Genomic DNA, 17558 nt, shown 5'->3' with positions numbered 1-17558 from the left:
ATGCATAGTTTTAAACAGAATAACATCATTTTAAGACCCGAAATTTTCCGATTTTTATACTCTTAATATCTGGTCATTCCGGTAAACCTTCCGGATTTTTTTACTTTAAAAATTTATGAAAAGAAACCAATTTCTAAAACAAATCGGTATCGGAACGATATTGTTACCTTCACTCTCTTCTTTTAAAAATGAGCATTATTTGTCAAATATTGAAGTCACAGATTCATATATTTTAGAAGCAAATCAAAGAGAAATCGAACGGCTCTCTGTAATTTATTCCAATCCAATTAGCAGTTTAAGGAGGAGTTTAGGCTTTGATCTTGCCAATTATTCTGCTGCTTATACTGAATCCAAAAACAAGTACTATCAATCCCCAGCTTTAGAAAAAGCGATGAATTTAATCGTTGATTTTCTCTTAAAAGAACAAAAACCCGATGGAACGCTAGATTTTGGAAACTTATCCTCTCCGCCTGACACGGCATTTATCATTGACCCACTTTGTGCAGCAGCCAGGATTTTGCAATCTGCGTCCGGCATGGAAAAACTTAAATCTAATCTCAGGGTTTTTATTACCAGAGCAGCTAACCAACTGGCTATAGGAGGAGTGCATACCCCAAATCACCGGTGGGTGGTGAGCTCAGCACTGGCAAAAGTAAATGCACTTTTTCCAGATAAAAAATATACGAAAAGGATTAATGACTGGTTGGCCGAAAAAGTATTTACTGATGCCGATGGAATATATTTGGAAAGAAGCATCACTTATGCCGAAGTTGTTAACCGTTCACTGATTTTCCTGGCTGATTATGCACAAAAAACAGAATTATTAAAATTAGTCAAAAAAAACCTCAACTGGCTATTTCACATGATGGAGCCAAACGGTGACATGGTGACGGTGCAGTCAAGGCGGCAAGATGCTTTTCATCACCGCAACATCACAGAGTTTTATATTCATTATCGCTATATGGCTATCAAAACAGGAAACCCACTCTATGCTTCTATGATGGGATTCATTGAAAAAATGCCAGATTTTGAAGAAATTCAGGGTCGCAATTTGCTCTATTATATCCGTGAGAATCCAATTTTGGAAAAAAATATTTCTAAAGGAATCCTTCCGAATCAATATGAGAAGCTTTACAAGGGCATAAATCTTTTAAGAAAAAGAAATAATAATCAATCAATAACACTTTTTGCCGGAACCGACTGGCCCACTATAGTTGCCTCAGGCAGATCAAGCAATCCATCATTGTTTAGTTTCAGAAAAGGTGAGGCTATTTTAAAGTATGTGCGACTTTCCACTTCATTTTTCAGTGTTGGGTATATCAGAGGAAAAGGTTTAAAGAAAACAGCGAGTGGTTATCAGACTCAATTTGATTTTGAAGCTCCTTATTATCAACCTCTTCCTGAAAAATACCTAAAACCTGACGGAGATTATAACCTGAGCCCCAGTACCGACGGACGTTTCTGGAATAAAATGGATTTTCAGCATAGGCCCGTTAGCAATGTTCAGAAATTGAATGCAATAGTTGATTATGAAGAGCAATCGGGAAAACATCTGTTGAAATTTAAAATCAATGCACCTGAAGGTGTAAAAGTGGTGTTAGAGCTTTGTTTTGATGAAAATGGTCAATTTCAAAATGTAGAACCAGTTACATCAATGGCAGAAAATGATTATTTCTTAAAAGATGGTTTTGCAATATTTAAATCAGGTAATGACGAAATAAAAGTTGGACCAGGGTTAAATAACCATAAAAGTTTTCAGAATCTTGAAGGTGAAATGTACAGCACGCATTTTGGAACATTAAAAACCAAAGGAAAATATTTGTATCTAACCGGCATTTGTCCTTTTGAATACACATTGGAAATATCTTAAAAAAATAGGGGCAGAAAAACTTCTACCCCTATAAAATTCGACCAATTTTACTATGAAACAAATTTGAATTTGATTTAAAACTTTAAAGTAGCCGGCAAATATTTGGCAACAAGATCCTCATAATAAGGCCTTAATGCTTTTGAATCAGGTGTCACTGGTACTTTTGAATACAAATCATAAGGGTTAAACTTATCTACCCATTTAAACATTTCATGATCGTGGGCATTCATAAGGTGATCATAAGCGTTTTCTCTGTGCTGAGCATAAAATGAATGATATCGCAGCATATATAAGCCTTCTTCCGGAATATAATTTTTCATCATTTGATAAATATATTCATCATGTCCCCAGCTCATTTTTACATTATCGAGGCCACAATTAGGTTCATATATACCAAACTTAGTATTGTATCTTGGGTCTCTGGAGTCGGGATTAGCATCAAAAAATTCAGGGTAAACTATCTTATCGGAATGTTTGCAGCCAGTGGGGAAGGTGTCGCCTACCACCGCCCATTGGGGTTCACCAAAAAGGCATAATACTTTACCCAAGTCATGCATAAACCCTGTTAACACAAACCAATCGGGGTGTCCGTCGGCTCTGATTGCCTCAGAAGTTTGCAATAAATGTTGAAGCTGATCAAGGTCTGTATCAGGGTCGCTATCGTCAACTAGCGTATTTAAAAAATCTACAGCATCCCAGATAGTCATTTCTTTCTTATTAAAAGCAAGAAATTCCTTTTCCTTTTCTTCTACAAAATTATATGTCTGATAAGTATGATTAAGCCTGTAAAACTCTCTAACAGTGTTAACTCTTTCTGAATCAACGTAGTTTCGGTAATCTTCTTTAGCTTTTTTACCCGGTTCCGGATATCTTTCCAACACATCATCCTCCCATTCTTCAATGCTTTTTAAAGGATTAGAATTGACATTTTCCATTATTAATAAATTTAGGTTGAATCATATAAAAATATAACAAAATATTTTAAGTCTTTAATTTCGCAGGATAAAAATATGTTTCCTGTTTGTTTACTTAATAATTAGGCTCCCTATTCAAATTTTTGAAATAAGAATAAGGAACCTAGAATTGAATATATTGATTATTTTGGGGTTAATCCAATTTTAATTAATACCCGGGATTTTGTTTCAATGCCGGATTCAGGGTCATAGCTCCCTGAGGAATTGGCAGAATCCTTTTGTTTTTATCTGCATCAGTTTTATAACCCCATTTGTTTTCAAACTTTCCAAAACGGATCATGTCATTTCTGTGCCAAGTTTCCATCGCCAACTCTCTGGATCTTTCCTGATAAATATCCTCAAGGCTGACAGTTGTAAGGGCGGGTGAAGTAGTGCGATTAGAACGAACCTGGTTCACCAAATCAGCAACTACCTGGGCAGAGCCATTACTTCTCAATGTTGCTTCCGCTTTCATCAAAAGTATATCGGAAAATCTGAAAACGGGAAAATCATTGTTTTGGTTACGGTTGGTTGAAGTGGCATCCGGGAAAAACTTAATGTTTCTGTAACCCATATTCCATGCAATTTCGTCGTTACCCAGGTCAAAAGTGGCAACATCCTGACGTAGTTTGATTTCCGGAGTAAGCTCAACCTGATAAGTGTATTTTTCACCACCATCTGAACCAGTATAAAACTGATCATAACCTTTTTTTGTAGTTGAAACCATTACAGGAGTCACTCCATCAGCCATAAACTGCTTACCTGTAAGCCATTGCTTATTTCTTATATCGTTTTCATCATTAAAATGTGCATAAAATTCCGGCAAAGTGCTGCGAGGTGCTGAAGGTGTAAAAGTCAGATTAAACCTGGCCCTTAGTGACCGGGGAACATCGTATCTCGCATGGTACATAAAACCATTGGTACCACTCATAGCCGCAGCAGCAGGATCATAAGGAATAGCAAAAATAAATTCCTTCATCTGAGGGCCATTGTCAGGATAAAACATTTTGAGATAATTGGCCCTTGATTCGATTGAAAACTTTCCTGAATTGATTACTGCATTACAAGCTTCAATACACTCTGCATTTTTTGCGGTTCCGGTATAAACCTCGGCATTTGAATACATTTTTGCCAGCAAGGCTTGTGCTCCCCATTGCGTAAATCTTCCATAGGTAGCCATACTTACATCAGTACTTAAGCTTGGAATAGCCGCTTTAATTTCAGTTTCAATGAATTTGAATACTTCAGCTCGGGGAGTATTGGTTTTTGGAGTAAAGTCTCCATAAGTGTCATATATAGGTACATTACCAAACAAATCCATCATCATAAAGTATGCAAAAGCTCTTATCATTTTTAGTTCAGCTAAATTCTGAGCTTTTGAGGCAGTAGCCTCCGGTACTGTTGTCTCTAAAATAGACAGAGCCTGATTTGTTGTTCCAATTACAGTAGAAAGCCAGTTCCAACAAGTATTGGTGGCACCGTGGTCTTTGGTCCAGGTATGGTGGTGCATATCGATATAACCACGGTTATCATACCAGTTTCCTCCCCGGGCTGGCATTATTGCCTCGTCAGTGGTGAGTGATTGCATAAACCAGTAATCTAATGCGAAATTCCCTCTCAATGCAGCATATGGAGGACCGGAGGCCTGAATAAACTGAGCGGTTGTTTGTGGGAAAATATCAGGTGTAAGCTGAGTATTTACCGGCACATCGATCTTGTGGCATCCAAACACGAGAAGGCCGATCATTATTAAAAAAGAACTTTTAAATATATTTTTCATATCAATGTCAATAATTTAGATTTTGTGATTTTCTTAAAACGATACATTTAGACCCAACAAAACTGTACGGGTTTTAGGATAGAAATTATTGGAATCAACACCCGGAGCCAATCCACCCTGATTGATTTCAGGATCAATACCCGAATATTTCGTTATCACAAAAGCATTGTTAACAGAGGTATAGACCCTCAAACTTCTGATATTTTTGTTAGTTATTTTGAAATTATAACCCAAAGTAGCATTATCGAGACGAACATAGCTGCCGTCTTCAATAAATCTGGATGAATATTTAAATGAGTTCACATCTTTGGTACTTTCATCAGCCACATCTTTCAGGATATTAGTAAACTGAGCGGTTGTTGGTCTGAACAAATCAGCACGGGTGGCGTTAAAGATTTTGTTTCCAAATACGCCTCTTACAAAAAGATTCATGTCAAAATTTTTGTAGGTAAGCGTGTTGGCCCATCCCAGTAAAAGTTTCGGTTGCGGACTTCCCAAATAGCGATAATCTTTTCCAATTACCGGGGTAGTAGTAGTTCCACCAGTACTTGTATAGAATTGAGAAACACCACTCTCATTTTTGCCTGCATATTCAAAAGTAAAGAACTGACCCAAAGGTCTGCCTCCTTTTAGAATTTGCAAAGTACTTCCTGTCTGTCCACTACCTTCAGGCTGAGTGATTCTGATTGAATCGCCACCTGCAAAAAGCGGATTGGTTAAACTTACAATCTCATTTTTATTATGAGCCAGATTTAAACTTGAGGTCCAGGTGAGACCATTATCATTTCTGACCGGGGTAGCTGTTAAACTAAGCTCAATACCTTTGTTACTCATACTACCGCCATTGGCGACTATTCTTCCCACAGGCACCAAAATTGGATTTACCTGATAAGAATAAATCATACCGGTGGTTTTTTTGTCATAAACTTCAATCGAACCACTCAACATACCTTTTAACAAGGTGAAATCTAAACCGAGGTTTGCAGTGGAGGTTTTTTCCCATTTCAAATCAGGGTTTGCAGCCTGAGTTGGACCGTAAGCCGCAGTCTGAGTTCCATTGTAATAATAGGTTCCTAACAATCCTGAAATGAATTGGGCCGTATAAGCATTGAAACCAGTGGCATTACCGGTAACACCATAACTGGCACGAAGTTTAAGGTCATTAAAAATCTTTTGATTTTTCATAAAACCTTCTTCGTTGATACGCCATGCCAAACCTACTGAAGGGAAATAACCCCATTGATTATTTTGACCAAACACTGAGCTACCATCTCTCCGAATAGATCCCTGGAAAAGGTATTTATCAGAGTATGAATAATTTAAACGTGCAAAATCAGAAATCAATTTATTTTCCTGAAATACTCCATCAGCACCAAAATTGATTCTGTAACCCGTAATGGCGTAAGGATTACTCAGTGCAAAGTTACCGTATCCGATGTTGTCAACCGGAAAGTTGGTACTTGTTACCTGAAATCCATCGCCAAGCGTGTTGTCTTGCCATGAATATCCAATTACAGCATTGAGATAATGCTTTTCAAGGTTTTTGTTATAGGAAACAAAAGTTTCCAATACTTTACGGCTATCCTGGTAGGTATTTCGGAGGGCTGAACCATTCACGCCGAAGTTCATAAGCGAGTGAACGGCCGGCGGATCAGGATTATTATAAAAATTGGCACTGTTATACTGAGAATAATAACTTCCGTAAGACTGGCTGTTGAGCGAGGTTGTATTTTGGTAAGATAAATTTAAATCATATGATAGATTAAATGGCAAATCCACATGTGTATTAAATGAACCAATGAGGTTATTGTATTTATTGTTATCCTTGGCTTTTTCAATGAGAGCAAGCGGGTTAAAATAACCTGTATTTTGCCAGTTTTCAAAATATGTTCCATCGTCATTTTTAACGGGTGATACCGGCAAACGTTTTATCATTTGATCCAAAACATTGTTACGCATCGGAGTATTGTTGGCGTTGTTGTTAGAGTTTACTACCGACAATGCAAATTTCACTTTGTTATTTAATGCAAATTGTTCAATCGACATCCTTGCGATCACTCTTTGAAGATTACTGGAGAGTAGAATACCTTGTTTATCGGAATAGTTTAGACTTGCACTGTAAGTATTATGCTCACCTCCTCCACTGAATGAAACGTTGTGATTTTGGGAGTATGCTGTAGGCTTCATAACTACTGACTGCCAGTCTGTGTCAAAGCCCTTGTCATCATTTGGAGAAAGGCTTTGTCCATTTTTTGAAATAAAGGCCCTTAGTTCTGAGGCATTCATCATGTCAAGTTTACTGGAAACTTTTTCTATTCCCACATAACCATTGTACGTCACCTGCATAGCACCTTTTTTGCCTTTTTTGGTAGTAATCATAATTACGCCATTAGCAGCCCTGTTACCATATATTGAGGTTGCGGCAGCATCTTTCAAAACATCAATGGTAGCAATATCGTCAGGGGCAATAACCGAGATGTCGGCTCCGGGAACACCATCAATCACATAAAAAGGTCCTTGTGAAGAGTTGAGAGTAGAAGCACCACGCAAAATCATGGCAGCCCGTTGATTAGGGTCACCATTAGATGAAATGTTTAGTCCGGGAACTTTACCCTGAAGAAGCTGACCCACATCAACAATAGCTCCGCGGTTGAGATCACCGGGTTTTATATTGGCTATTGCACTGGTCAGGTTTTTCTTGGATTGAGTACCATAACCTACCACAACTACCTCGTTAAGATTACTTTCACTCAATTTCATCACAACATCAATGGTTGAGCGACCATTTACAGCAACCTTTTGTGTTTCGTAACCCACAAAACTGAATACCAACGTAGCACTTGAAGGACTCGAAATGCTATAAACGCCTTCTGAGTTAGTAGAAGTGCCCTGTGAAGTTCCACTTACCACAACCGATACGCCAGGTAATACTTCATTTCCATCACCGGATACTACTTTTCCTTTTACTGTGACAGTCTGAGCCATCACATTAGCAGATCCAAGCAACATCAGCAAAAAAAACCATAAATGATTGGTTTTCCAGTGTAGTTTTTGTTTCATAAACGTTTTTCTTAGAGTTTAGTTAATTATTTATCCTATGAGTGACACAATATTAGGATGGTTATTTTTAAATAAAAAATAAGAATAATCCAATTAACTATGCAAACGTTTGAAATAATCCGCAATCGATTGCAAAATTGAAGTATAAAAATAGAATCAGAATTGGGATGAATCTCTGATTTCCAATGAAGGGGTTAATACTATTTTTTGTGGGTTTTCATTTTGATTCTGAATCAAATCGAAAACTAATTGTGCGGCTTTTTGACCTACTTCAAAGCTTTTTCGGTCAACAGAACTTATAGAAGGATTAAAAAAACCGGCAAGGGGTGAGTTATCAAATCCAATTATGGCTGTTTGCTTTGGTATTTCAATATTCATCTTGATTAAAGTCTGAACTACTCCAAAAGCCACATTATCATTGACACAAAAAATCCCATCCGGTATTTCAGTGCCGCTAAACAATCGGTTTGTAGGTTCTACGGCACTTTGACTATCAAATCCTGTTTGAACAATCCAATCTTGCCTTGCTGCTATATTATTGTCTTTTAAACATTCTTCAAAACCTTTTTTACGATTTTTACAAACCACCAAAAACTCGGAGCCCGCTAAAAAAGCAAGATTTTGTCGACCAATATCTAGTAAATGTTGGGTTGCCTGATATGCTCCATGATAATCATCTGTGATAACGGAAGCAAAATCTTCAAGCGGAATTTCCCTGTCTATAAAAACCAGAGGAATATTGCTGTTTTTTACTTTATAAAAATGTGAAAACTCCTGTTTCTCAAAAGATCCATGTGAAGCAGAGACCAGGATTGCATCCACACGATTGGCCATAAGTTTTTCTATTTGCCTCTGCTCTTCCACCAAACTCTCATTGGAAATACAGATATTGAGCATAAATCCATGGTCAGTTGTTACAGATTGAATACCATCTATGATAGTTTGCTCATGAGAAAATGTAATAGATGGAACAACTAAACCGATTGTCATGGTAGATTTATTAAGGAGGCTAAGTGAAACAGCGTTTTTTTGATAGCCCATTTTTGTGGCATATTCTGAAATATTTTTTCGCGTTTCAATATTAATTGCGGGATGATTATTCAATGCCCTTGAAACTGTGGATGGCGAACATTTAAATTTTCGTGCGATGTCTTTAATGGTAATTGGTTCATTCATTCGATTTCCTATTTTCTTTTCAAACTCCTGTTTTCCTGATCTAAAATCTCTATTGTATCAAACTGATTTTTTAAAAATACGAACAAACTGATATAAAAGTGAATAGTTTTCTTAAGAAAGTTTAAAAAAATGGCGTTCTGAAACAGAACACCATTTGATTTTCTAACAAATAACACTTTAAAGGTAAAAAAATCTAAAATCAGTCTTTACTTGACTTCTTTTTTAAGGACTAATTCTGCGTCATTTCCCATCATATTGAATTTCAATTTAAGGGTATCGCCTTCTAATTTGCCAACCATTTTAATATCCTGATCCATGATATTAAGTACAAATTCTACATCATTTCCAGTAATTTTTCCATCTTTAAGAATAATCTCATTCCCTTCTGGTCCTACAGTAGAGCCGGTTAATTTCTCACCTTCGGCTTTGAAAGTATAAGAAACATCAAACTGATCCATTACTTTTCCTGTCCATTTCCCATTGATATCCTGGGCAAAAGAAGCCAACGACAGTGCAAAAACAATAATCGCGGTTGAAAGAATTTTTTTAAGCATTGTATTAAAATTTTAATTTAAAAATTTCGGATAAAACATCCGGGTTGAAAAATGATTTTGTAAACAGATTTTAATTTTTGAAAAATCAAATCTTATTATATTGTAAATTTAAAACAAGATTTTTATTAAATGTATTTTTTACAATTAATTTTATAAACAAAAGTTTTCTACCAGAATATGGTAGAATAATATCAAAAAAAAATCTTTACAAAATGAAATCTGATTTATGATTGTCGTTAAAAATAATTAATAATTTTCAATCATTTTTATAGAATCATAAAATGAACTCCCCCCAACTTATAAATAAATCGAGTCGTTAAATTTGGGCTTTGGAGGTAGTTTTTTTAAGTAAAGAAGATATATTCTTTTGAAAAAAAATATTGTAAATAATTGATTATTAATTGCCTTGATTCTTTTTTTAACATATTTTTATTATTTAAAACCTTAAATGGAAAATTTATGAAAATCTTAAAAAACCTCCTCTATCTCATTTTGGGACTTATTATCGTAGCTTTGATTGCAGCTGCTTTTTTACCTAAGAGCTACACAGTGGTAGTATCTGAGACTATCAAGCAACCCAAAACTGTGGTTTATGATTACCTCAAATTGTTTGGAAACCAAAAAGAATACTCTGAATGGATCAAACCTGACCCTAATCTTGTACCAGTCATCACCGGGACTGACGGCACCGTGGGCTCAAAATCGAGCTGGAAAAGCGAAAACTCAGACGTAGGCCAAGGCAGCCAGACCATTACAGCCATGACCGACAACCAAATAAACCTCGATCTGGAGTTTATTGCTCCCATGGAAGGAAAGGCCAAAGTCATCAACAAATTTGAAAGCCAGGATTCTACCAGCACAAAAGTTACTGTTGAATTTTATTCAGATGCCCCTTACCCAATGAATCTGCTCTCAATTTTGGTGGGTAAACCAATGATTGAAAAGACCGAGAAACAGATTCTGAAAAATGTTAAGGATATTTTGGAAAATAAAAAATGAAATTATGCAGCCCGAATTATTACTTAGTTCGGGCTTTATTAAAAACCATATTCCATAAAATATTGATAATCATTATTTAATATCAATAGTAATTAAACAAAAAACACCTCTAAACTTACCTTTCAATTTAATGTCGTACCTTTGTGTTTTTATATGAAGTCATTCTCCGACTTCGAAATTTTTATTTATGACATTTAAAGAACTGGGGCTTTCAGCCGAACTACTCAAAGCCATCGAACAAAAAGGTTACACCACACCCACTCCAATACAATTAAAAGCCATTCCGGTAGTACTCGACAGAAAAGATATTATGGCCTCGGCACAAACCGGTACAGGTAAGACTGCCGGTTTTGTATTGCCCATTTTGCAAATATTAAACGAAGAAAAACTTCAGGGAAAAAGACGTGTCAGATCCTTGATTTTGACGCCAACCCGTGAATTGGCAGCTCAGATTTACGATAACATAATATTATACGCCAAATACACCGAGATGCGTGCGGCGGTAGTTTTTGGAGGAGTTAATATCAACCCTCAAATATCTACATTGAGAAATGGTGTAGATATACTGGTGGCAACACCCGGTCGCTTACTGGATCTCTATCAGCAAAAAGCAGTGAGTCTTTCGGGTATTGAAATCTTCGTGCTTGACGAAGCCGACCGCATGCTGGATATGGGTTTTGCCAAAGACATTAACCGTATTTTGGGAATAATACCGCAAAGAAGGCAAAATCTACTTTTCTCGGCTACTTTTTCATTTGAAATAAAAAAACTGGCAGCCGGAATATTGAACGACCCTGAGTCGGTAGAGGCCACTCCGGAAAACACCACAGCCGAAAAAGTGGAGCAACGAATCATTTTAGTGGACAAGGGTCGTAAGCCATCATTGGTTGCACAAATGATTACCGAAGGCGACTGGCATCAGGTATTGGTATTTACCCGTACAAAACATGGAGCTAATAAACTGAGTGAAAAATTAAGTAAAAGCGGGATAAATTCTGCTGCGATTCACGGAAACAAATCGCAGGGAGCACGCACCAAAGCACTGGACGATTTTAAGAAAAACCAGGTGAGAGTACTGGTGGCAACAGATATTGCTGCCCGGGGTTTGGATATTCCCCTTCTTCCACATGTGATAAATTATGAGCTTCCCAATATCCCCGAAGACTATGTTCACAGGATTGGTCGTACAGGTCGTGCCGGAGCAAGTGGCGAGGCTATATCTCTGGTTTGTAACGAAGAATACCAGTTTTTACGAGACATTGAGAAGCTGCTTGATCTTAAATTCAAAAGAGAACAGATAGCCGGATTTGAGGCCACTGAAACCATTGAAGCAAAACCAGAGAAGAAAGAGCATCGCAGACCCCAAAATGCTAATTTTAAAAGAAATGATACCCCGGAAAATAGGGGGAACAAAAACCCTCCTGCCAATAAAGATAAATCTAAAAAATATTATGGAAAGAATTCTTAATTATGAATTCAAATAAAAAACAATATTTTACAAAAAAGTTTGCACTACCTTCTTTTAACTAAGATCAAAATGAAAAATAAAAACGTCGAAAAAGAATTTCAGACGTTTTTATTTGTTTTCAATCATCAACCGACGCAAAAACCATTTGCCTGAATAATGTAGAGGTACGATCTTCTCCAATCCTTTGCGTTTGTTTCATCAAGACTCCAATGATTTTTTCCTTAGGATCAGCGAAATAAGCAGTATTGAAATACCCACCCCAATCAATTGTACCTTCACCTCCCTGTCCGGCTATTGCAAGGCCATTTTTGTTAATAATTCCAAATGCCAGGCCATAGTTACGGGCAGATTTTTCACCACCGAAAAGCGTACCGGTTTGATTTTGCATGATATGCTCAACTGTAGTACGACTTAGGATACGATTCCCATTCAATTCACCTCCATTTACATACATCTGAAGAAATGTGGCGTAGTCTTTTGCAGTTGAAGACAATCCTGCTCCGCCACTAAAAAAGGCTTTGGCTCCTTTAGAAGGATAATCTACATCGTAGAAAGTATCCGTAAAGTGTTTCCATTTGCCATCTGTTTTGGTGTGAACTTTTACCAGTCTGTCGGCTTTTGAGCCAGGTAAATAAAAATAAGTATCGGTCATTCCCAAAGGTTCAAAGATATTTTTGGCCAAAAACTGGTCAAAAGGCATCCCTGATACCACTTCAATGAGATATCCTGCCACATCAAGTCCCTCACTATAAATATACTTGTCGCCAGGGCTGGCATGCAGAGGAAGTTTAGCAAGTTTTTTAATATTATCTCCGATTTTTACATTTTCAGTGGTAAACAAATCAACAATCCCTGCTTTTTTGTAAATGGCCTTCATGCGTTCGTCACCATCAATTACCCCGTATCCGATACCTGAAGTGTGTGTAAGCAAGTGCCTTACCGTAATTTCCCTTGCTGCCGGCACAGTAGAGTAGCTTGAATCAGCCATCCGGAATTTATCCAAAACCACCGGATTTTTGAATTCAGGAATATATCTGGAAATAGGATCATCAAGCATAAGTTTTCCCTGCTCCCAAAGCATCATAACCGCCGTAGATGTGATAGCTTTAGACATAGAGGCAATTCTGAAAATATTATCGGTTTTCATGAGAATTTTACCCGGAACATCGGCATACCCAAATGCTTTTTGATAAATTATCTTTCCATTTTTACAAATAATTGCAGTAGCCCCCGGAATATTTTCATCAGTAATAGCTTTTTGAAGCATCTGCTCTATCCTGCTTATTCGCTCCGCGGACATGCCCACAGACTCGGGGCTGGCTTCTTTTAATGGTGCACTGATTCTTGCAGATTTGGTCTGGGCAAATCCAAAACTGCATACGAAAATCAAAACGATGATTTTTTTCATGATAAATGGTTGAAATTATTTCCTCAAAGATACTTTTTTATGAAATATTGGCAATTTTTATTAAAAAAATAAATAATTGAAAACCCTCCCCTAATTTTGCAAATAAAATATAACGACAATTGTTGATGCAAAAAGTATTGTTCATTGACCGCGACGGCACTATTATCATTGAACCGCCCATTGATTTTCAGATTGATTCATTGGAAAAGCTCGAATTTCTTCCAAAAGCCATTTCCAATCTCAGAAAAATAGCTGAAGAAACTGATTTTGAACTGGCAATGGTTACCAATCAGGATGGATTGGGAACTGAATCATTTCCGGAAGAAACTTTTTGGCCGGCACATTTGAAAATGATGGATACACTAAAAGGTGAAAATGTACACTTTGAGGAAATCTTTGTCGATCGCACTTTTGAGCATGAAAATGCACCCACACGCAAGCCACGAACAGGTCTTTTGGGTAAATACATCAACAATCCTGCTTTTGATTTGTCCGGCTCATTTGTTATTGGTGACAGACTTACTGACATACAACTGGCTGTAAATCTGGGAGCTAAGGCGATATTTATTGCTGAAAATTTTCCCGAAAATACTTCAGAAGAATTAAAAAATGCTACTGCTCTGGTCACCAAAAACTGGGATGAAATTTATGAATTTCTGAAATTGCCTGCCAGAACCGCGGAAGTTCAAAGGACGACGAAAGAAACTGATATTTATATAAATCTTAATCTGGATGGAAAGGGCAAAGGGAATATTGAAACCGGCCTTGGGTTTTTCGACCACATGTTGGATCAGTTGGCGAAGCATTCGGGTGCTGATTTGACCGTAAAAGTAAACGGAGATTTACAAATAGACGAACACCACACCATCGAAGACACTGCCCTGGCTCTTGGAGAGGCTTATCTCAAGGCCTTGGGTGATAAAAAAGGCATTAGCCGCTATGGTTTTTTACTTCCTATGGACGAATGTCTGGCTCAGGTGGCGATTGATTTTTCAGGAAGACCGTGGTTGGTATGGGATGCTCAGTTTAAAAGAGAAAAAATAGGTGAGATGCCCACCGAGATGTTTATGCACTTTTTCAAAAGTTTCTCTGACACCTCAAAATGTAACCTTAACATTAAATGTGAAGGATACAATGAGCACCACAAAATCGAATCGATATTTAAAGCCTGGGCTAAAGCAATAAAAATGGCAGTAAAGAGAGATATCAAAGATCTGGATGCAATGCCTAGTACCAAAGGCGTTTTATAGTATTTTCTCTTTTCCTAAATAATCATTAAATTGCATAATATTTTTTCCAAAATATAGTTATTTACCCGAAAAATCATTCAAAAACCGTATATGCTTTTAAACCTCATCCTTCAAGTGCCAGCTGCTACAGATTCAACTGCGGCTATTGGTGCACAAAGTATCAATTACTTATCGCTATTGTTTAAAGGTGGTATTGTAATATATCCGATCCTGATTTTATTATTGCTGACGATTTTCTTTGCTGCCGAAAGGTATTTGTTTATTAAGGATGCTTCAAGAATCGATAGTGGCTTTATGAGATCATTGAAAGACAATATCCTGAGGCATGACATCAGAACCGCTGCTACGCTCTGCAAAAGCACAAATCTGCCTATTGCCAGAGTCTTGGAAAAAGGAATCAGCCGCGTTGGAAAACCCATCAAAGACATAGAAAGTGCCATGGAGATACAGTCAAATCTTGAAATCTCAAAAATGGAGAAAAATATGGGTTACCTGGGCTTAATTGCCGGTGTAGCTCCTACTTTGGGTTTTGTGGGTACCATTTCAGGAATCATCAGAATATTTTATGAAATATCAGTAACAGGAAATTTCTCAATTGAAACCATTTCAAACGGACTTTACGAGAAAATGATTTCCAGTTTCTCAGGACTTGTAGTTGGTTTGCTGGCTTATTCTGCTTATCACGGCATCAATATGATGATTGACAAGTTCAGTATCAATCTTCAGGCAACTGTAATGGATTTCTTCGATACACTTAACGAACCAGGCCACTGATGAAATTTAAAAGACAACGTAGATTTGAGGCCGAAGTTCAGACAGCTTCCCTTAATGACATCATGTTTTTCTTATTACTTTTCTTTTTGATAGTGAGCACTTTAGGTAGTCCGAATGTGATTAAACTAATGCTTCCAAAAAGTGATAAATCAACGCATGATGTTAGTAAACAACCGGTTTCGCTCTCTATTACAGAGAACAAGGAATATTTTTTAGACAAAAAACAAATTGACTTCACTGAACTTGAAGGGGCATTGGTGCAAGCTACCAGCGGTATGGATGAGCCAACCGTGGTACTTAGAGCTGCTCAGTCGCTGACTATTCAGGATCTGGTAGATGTGATGGCAATAGGAGCAAGAATAAAAATCAGAATGGTGCTGGCTACCGAGCTGACCAAGTAATATTTTTTTTTAATATTAGTGAGTTTCCAAAATGTATTTATATTTTTGGAAACTCATTTTTTTTTTGAGCCAAAAATATATTGAATGAAAAAAGTCGCCTTTTTCCCGGGATCTTTTGACCCATTTACCAAAGGACATGCTGATATTGTGAGACGTGGGCTCAACCTTTTTGATGAAATAATCATTGGAATTGGTACCAATACCAACAAAAACCGGTATTTCGAAATTGAAGCCATTGAAAGGGAAATCAAAGGAGCATTTGATAACGACCCAAGAGTGAAAATCATTCATTATGAAGACCTAACAGCTTCTGTCGCTAAAATACATGGTGCAAAATTTATCCTGAGAGGCTTGAGAAACACCACTGATTTTGAATATGAAAACACGATTTCTCAGGTAAACAGACAGTTGGAAAAAGAATTGGAAACGGTGTTTTGATCACTTCTCCCGAACTAGCTCCTATCAGCTCAACTATTGTGCGGGAGTTGCATAAATTTGGGGCTGATATAACTTCTTATATCCCTTATAAGATAGAATAAGCTTAGTTTATTAATTCTTTATTATTCTGAAAGATTGCAAATCTCCGGTTTTAATGTAATATAAGCCCGGAGCAAAATCGGAAAAATCGATTTTTTGGGTATCCTGTCCCGAATTCAATACTTTTTTTTGCAAAACTCCAGAACCATCAAAAACCTGGAAATAAAAACTTTCTGAAATAAATTTTTCAGGAACGATGACATTGAGAATATCGTTGACCGGATTGGGAAAAACAAAAAACTTCTCATTGTTGGCAGGTGGCTCAACTGAGGTTACTACGGCCCCCGAAAGAAAATTAACCGGCCAGCCTATTTGATTCAAAACCTTCAGAATTACCTCACCAGGAAAGTGATTGACCTCTGAGGAACCAATTGAAGGTGACATCAACGAATTTATGGTTCCTTTTGGATATTTTGATTCGTCAAGATGCGAAATACTTCCTCCTGTAACATAAGTAGTGGGTGCAAATATTTTGGGTAAATCCTGCAAATCGGATTCATTGGTAATTTTATAATAAAGGGCATTACTAGTGAGATTTTTTTTAAGGTCTGTAGAGGGATTTCCGTAAGTACCATCATTGGTTAGCAAAATACCGGATGAGTTTTGGAGAAAAATATCATAAATTATTGGTAAACCATTGAGTCCCCAGATTGCTTGACTTGTGTTGGTTTCATTAAGCTTAAAAGTTGAAGTAAAACCCAGACCGTGTGCGATTTCGTGCATAACTACGGTCATCAAATCATATTTAAAAGCCTCATAGTTACCATCTGTAAGATATGACCAGTTTATGTTTTTATTTATGCTGATTGTAATGTCAAAGTCTGTTCCGTTTAAGTTTTCACCTTTTATGGCTTCAGCAAGGGATACAGGATACCAAACGTTTTTTACGGCTGAGTTGCTGAAGTTTTTATAAACATTTTTGGCACCTGAGCTGGCAAGTGTATTGCTCTCCACTTCTTCCCATTTGGCCGAAATTTTTATGGGTACTCTGGAAACCAAAACTTTTGACCAAACATTTACTGCGGCTTGAAAAGCAGTTTTTGCACCAGAAGGAAAGCCACTTCCATAAGTTACATCGAAAGAGGCAGTATTGGCAGCAGTACGCAAATTGGATAAATCATGACCCAGATTGACCTGAGTAAAGGAATGCTCACCTATGGGACACGAAACCACTATCCCTTCGTGCATTTCCTGGCTGGCAGCCTTAAAATACATAAAGGGGATAAACGATAATAAAAAGCAAAGTTTAAGTTTTCCCATGTCTTTACAACATGATTTCACGGCAAAAATCATTCCTAAAGAATATTTTCTTTTAACTTAATACGAAA

At 37.1% G+C, this 17558-nt stretch carries 13 protein-coding genes and 1 pseudogene; 7 read left to right on the top strand and 7 right to left on the bottom strand.

The window, feature by feature from the left end:
* Positions 1–115 precede the first annotated feature (115 nt).
* Positions 116–1870, top strand: a complete 1755-nt coding sequence (locus IPP61_13345; protein MBL0326143.1) for a hypothetical protein — start codon at positions 116–118, stop codon at positions 1868–1870.
* Between the two features lie 74 nt (positions 1871–1944).
* Here the strand turns inward: IPP61_13345 and IPP61_13340 are convergent, their stop codons facing one another.
* The 5 genes from IPP61_13340 to IPP61_13320 form a co-directional block, all read right to left on the bottom strand.
* A complete protein-coding gene (locus tag IPP61_13340; GenBank protein ID MBL0326142.1) occupies positions 1945–2805 on the bottom strand; it encodes an inositol oxygenase in 861 nt (286 codons plus the stop codon).
* Positions 2806–2992: 187 nt separating this feature from the next.
* Positions 2993–4603, bottom strand: a complete 1611-nt coding sequence (locus tag IPP61_13335; GenBank protein MBL0326141.1) for a RagB/SusD family nutrient uptake outer membrane protein — start codon at positions 4601–4603, stop codon at positions 2993–2995.
* Between the two features lie 33 nt (positions 4604–4636).
* Positions 4637–7612 (bottom strand): TonB-dependent receptor, encoded by a 2976-nt coding sequence (locus IPP61_13330; protein MBL0326140.1) that lies wholly within the window; start codon positions 7610–7612, stop codon positions 4637–4639.
* A 207-nt stretch (positions 7613–7819) separates the two neighbouring features.
* Positions 7820–8839 carry a LacI family DNA-binding transcriptional regulator gene (locus tag IPP61_13325; protein ID MBL0326139.1) on the bottom strand — a complete coding sequence of 340 codons (1020 nt, stop codon included), beginning with the start codon at positions 8837–8839 and terminating at the stop codon, positions 7820–7822.
* A gap of 206 nt (positions 8840–9045) precedes the next feature.
* Entirely contained in the window at positions 9046–9393 is a 348-nt protein-coding gene (locus IPP61_13320) for a hypothetical protein (GenBank protein MBL0326138.1), read from the bottom strand.
* Positions 9394–9852: 459 nt separating this feature from the next.
* Here IPP61_13320 and IPP61_13315 point away from each other — a divergent pair, with 459 nt between their 5' ends.
* Entirely contained in the window at positions 9853–10392 is a 540-nt protein-coding gene (locus tag IPP61_13315; GenBank protein MBL0326137.1) for an SRPBCC family protein, read from the top strand.
* Between the two features lie 187 nt (positions 10393–10579).
* Entirely contained in the window at positions 10580–11860 is a 1281-nt protein-coding gene (locus IPP61_13310) for a DEAD/DEAH box helicase (protein MBL0326136.1), read from the top strand.
* Between the two features lie 118 nt (positions 11861–11978).
* Here the strand turns inward: IPP61_13310 and IPP61_13305 are convergent, their stop codons facing one another.
* Positions 11979–13268: a beta-lactamase family protein gene (locus IPP61_13305; GenBank protein ID MBL0326135.1), complete on the bottom strand. Its 1290-nt coding sequence runs from the start codon at positions 13266–13268 to the stop codon at positions 11979–11981.
* A gap of 125 nt (positions 13269–13393) precedes the next feature.
* On the opposite strand from IPP61_13305, the gene hisB reads away from it, so the two are divergent.
* From hisB to coaD, 4 genes and pseudogenes are all read left to right on the top strand, one after another.
* Positions 13394–14518 (top strand): bifunctional histidinol-phosphatase/imidazoleglycerol-phosphate dehydratase HisB, encoded by a 1125-nt coding sequence (gene hisB / locus IPP61_13300; GenBank protein ID MBL0326134.1) that lies wholly within the window; start codon positions 13394–13396, stop codon positions 14516–14518.
* A 90-nt stretch (positions 14519–14608) separates the two neighbouring features.
* Positions 14609–15292: a MotA/TolQ/ExbB proton channel family protein gene (locus IPP61_13295; GenBank protein ID MBL0326133.1), complete on the top strand. Its 684-nt coding sequence runs from the start codon at positions 14609–14611 to the stop codon at positions 15290–15292.
* Positions 15292–15693: a biopolymer transporter ExbD gene (locus tag IPP61_13290; protein ID MBL0326132.1), complete on the top strand. Its 402-nt coding sequence runs from the start codon at positions 15292–15294 to the stop codon at positions 15691–15693. The genes IPP61_13295 and IPP61_13290 overlap by 1 nt, the downstream gene beginning before the upstream one ends.
* 84 nt (positions 15694–15777) lie before the next feature.
* Positions 15778–16232, top strand: a pseudogene (gene coaD / locus IPP61_13285) (pantetheine-phosphate adenylyltransferase).
* Between the two features lie 10 nt (positions 16233–16242).
* Here coaD and IPP61_13280 read toward each other — a convergent pair.
* Complete coding sequence (locus tag IPP61_13280) at positions 16243–17523, bottom strand: T9SS type A sorting domain-containing protein (GenBank protein ID MBL0326131.1); 1281 nt, start codon at positions 17521–17523, stop codon at positions 16243–16245.
* Positions 17524–17558: the final 35 nt, after the last annotated feature.

The organism is Cytophagaceae bacterium, assembly GCA_016722655.1.
GTDB lineage: Bacteria > Bacteroidota > Bacteroidia > Cytophagales > Spirosomataceae > Leadbetterella.
This window is presented reverse-complemented; position numbering and strand designations above follow the sequence as displayed.

Coding starts and splice junctions, on each gene's coding strand:
- IPP61_13345 (MBL0326143.1), top strand. CDS start 116: ATGAAAAGAAACCAATTTCTAAAACAAATCGGTATCGGAACGATATTG.
- IPP61_13340 (MBL0326142.1), bottom strand. CDS start 2,805: ATGGAAAATGTCAATTCTAATCCTTTAAAAAGCATTGAAGAATGGGAG.
- IPP61_13335 (MBL0326141.1), bottom strand. CDS start 4,603: ATGAAAAATATATTTAAAAGTTCTTTTTTAATAATGATCGGCCTTCTC.
- IPP61_13330 (MBL0326140.1), bottom strand. CDS start 7,612: ATGTTGCTTGGATCTGCTAATGTGATGGCTCAGACTGTCACAGTAAAA.
- IPP61_13325 (MBL0326139.1), bottom strand. CDS start 8,839: ATGAATGAACCAATTACCATTAAAGACATCGCACGAAAATTTAAATGT.
- IPP61_13320 (MBL0326138.1), bottom strand. CDS start 9,393: ATGCTTAAAAAAATTCTTTCAACCGCGATTATTGTTTTTGCACTGTCG.
- IPP61_13315 (MBL0326137.1), top strand. CDS start 9,853: ATGAAAATCTTAAAAAACCTCCTCTATCTCATTTTGGGACTTATTATC.
- IPP61_13310 (MBL0326136.1), top strand. CDS start 10,580: ATGACATTTAAAGAACTGGGGCTTTCAGCCGAACTACTCAAAGCCATC.
- IPP61_13305 (MBL0326135.1), bottom strand. CDS start 13,268: ATGAAAAAAATCATCGTTTTGATTTTCGTATGCAGTTTTGGATTTGCC.
- hisB (MBL0326134.1), top strand. CDS start 13,394: ATGCAAAAAGTATTGTTCATTGACCGCGACGGCACTATTATCATTGAA.
- IPP61_13295 (MBL0326133.1), top strand. CDS start 14,609: ATGCTTTTAAACCTCATCCTTCAAGTGCCAGCTGCTACAGATTCAACT.
- IPP61_13290 (MBL0326132.1), top strand. CDS start 15,292: ATGAAATTTAAAAGACAACGTAGATTTGAGGCCGAAGTTCAGACAGCT.
- IPP61_13280 (MBL0326131.1), bottom strand. CDS start 17,523: ATGATTTTTGCCGTGAAATCATGTTGTAAAGACATGGGAAAACTTAAA.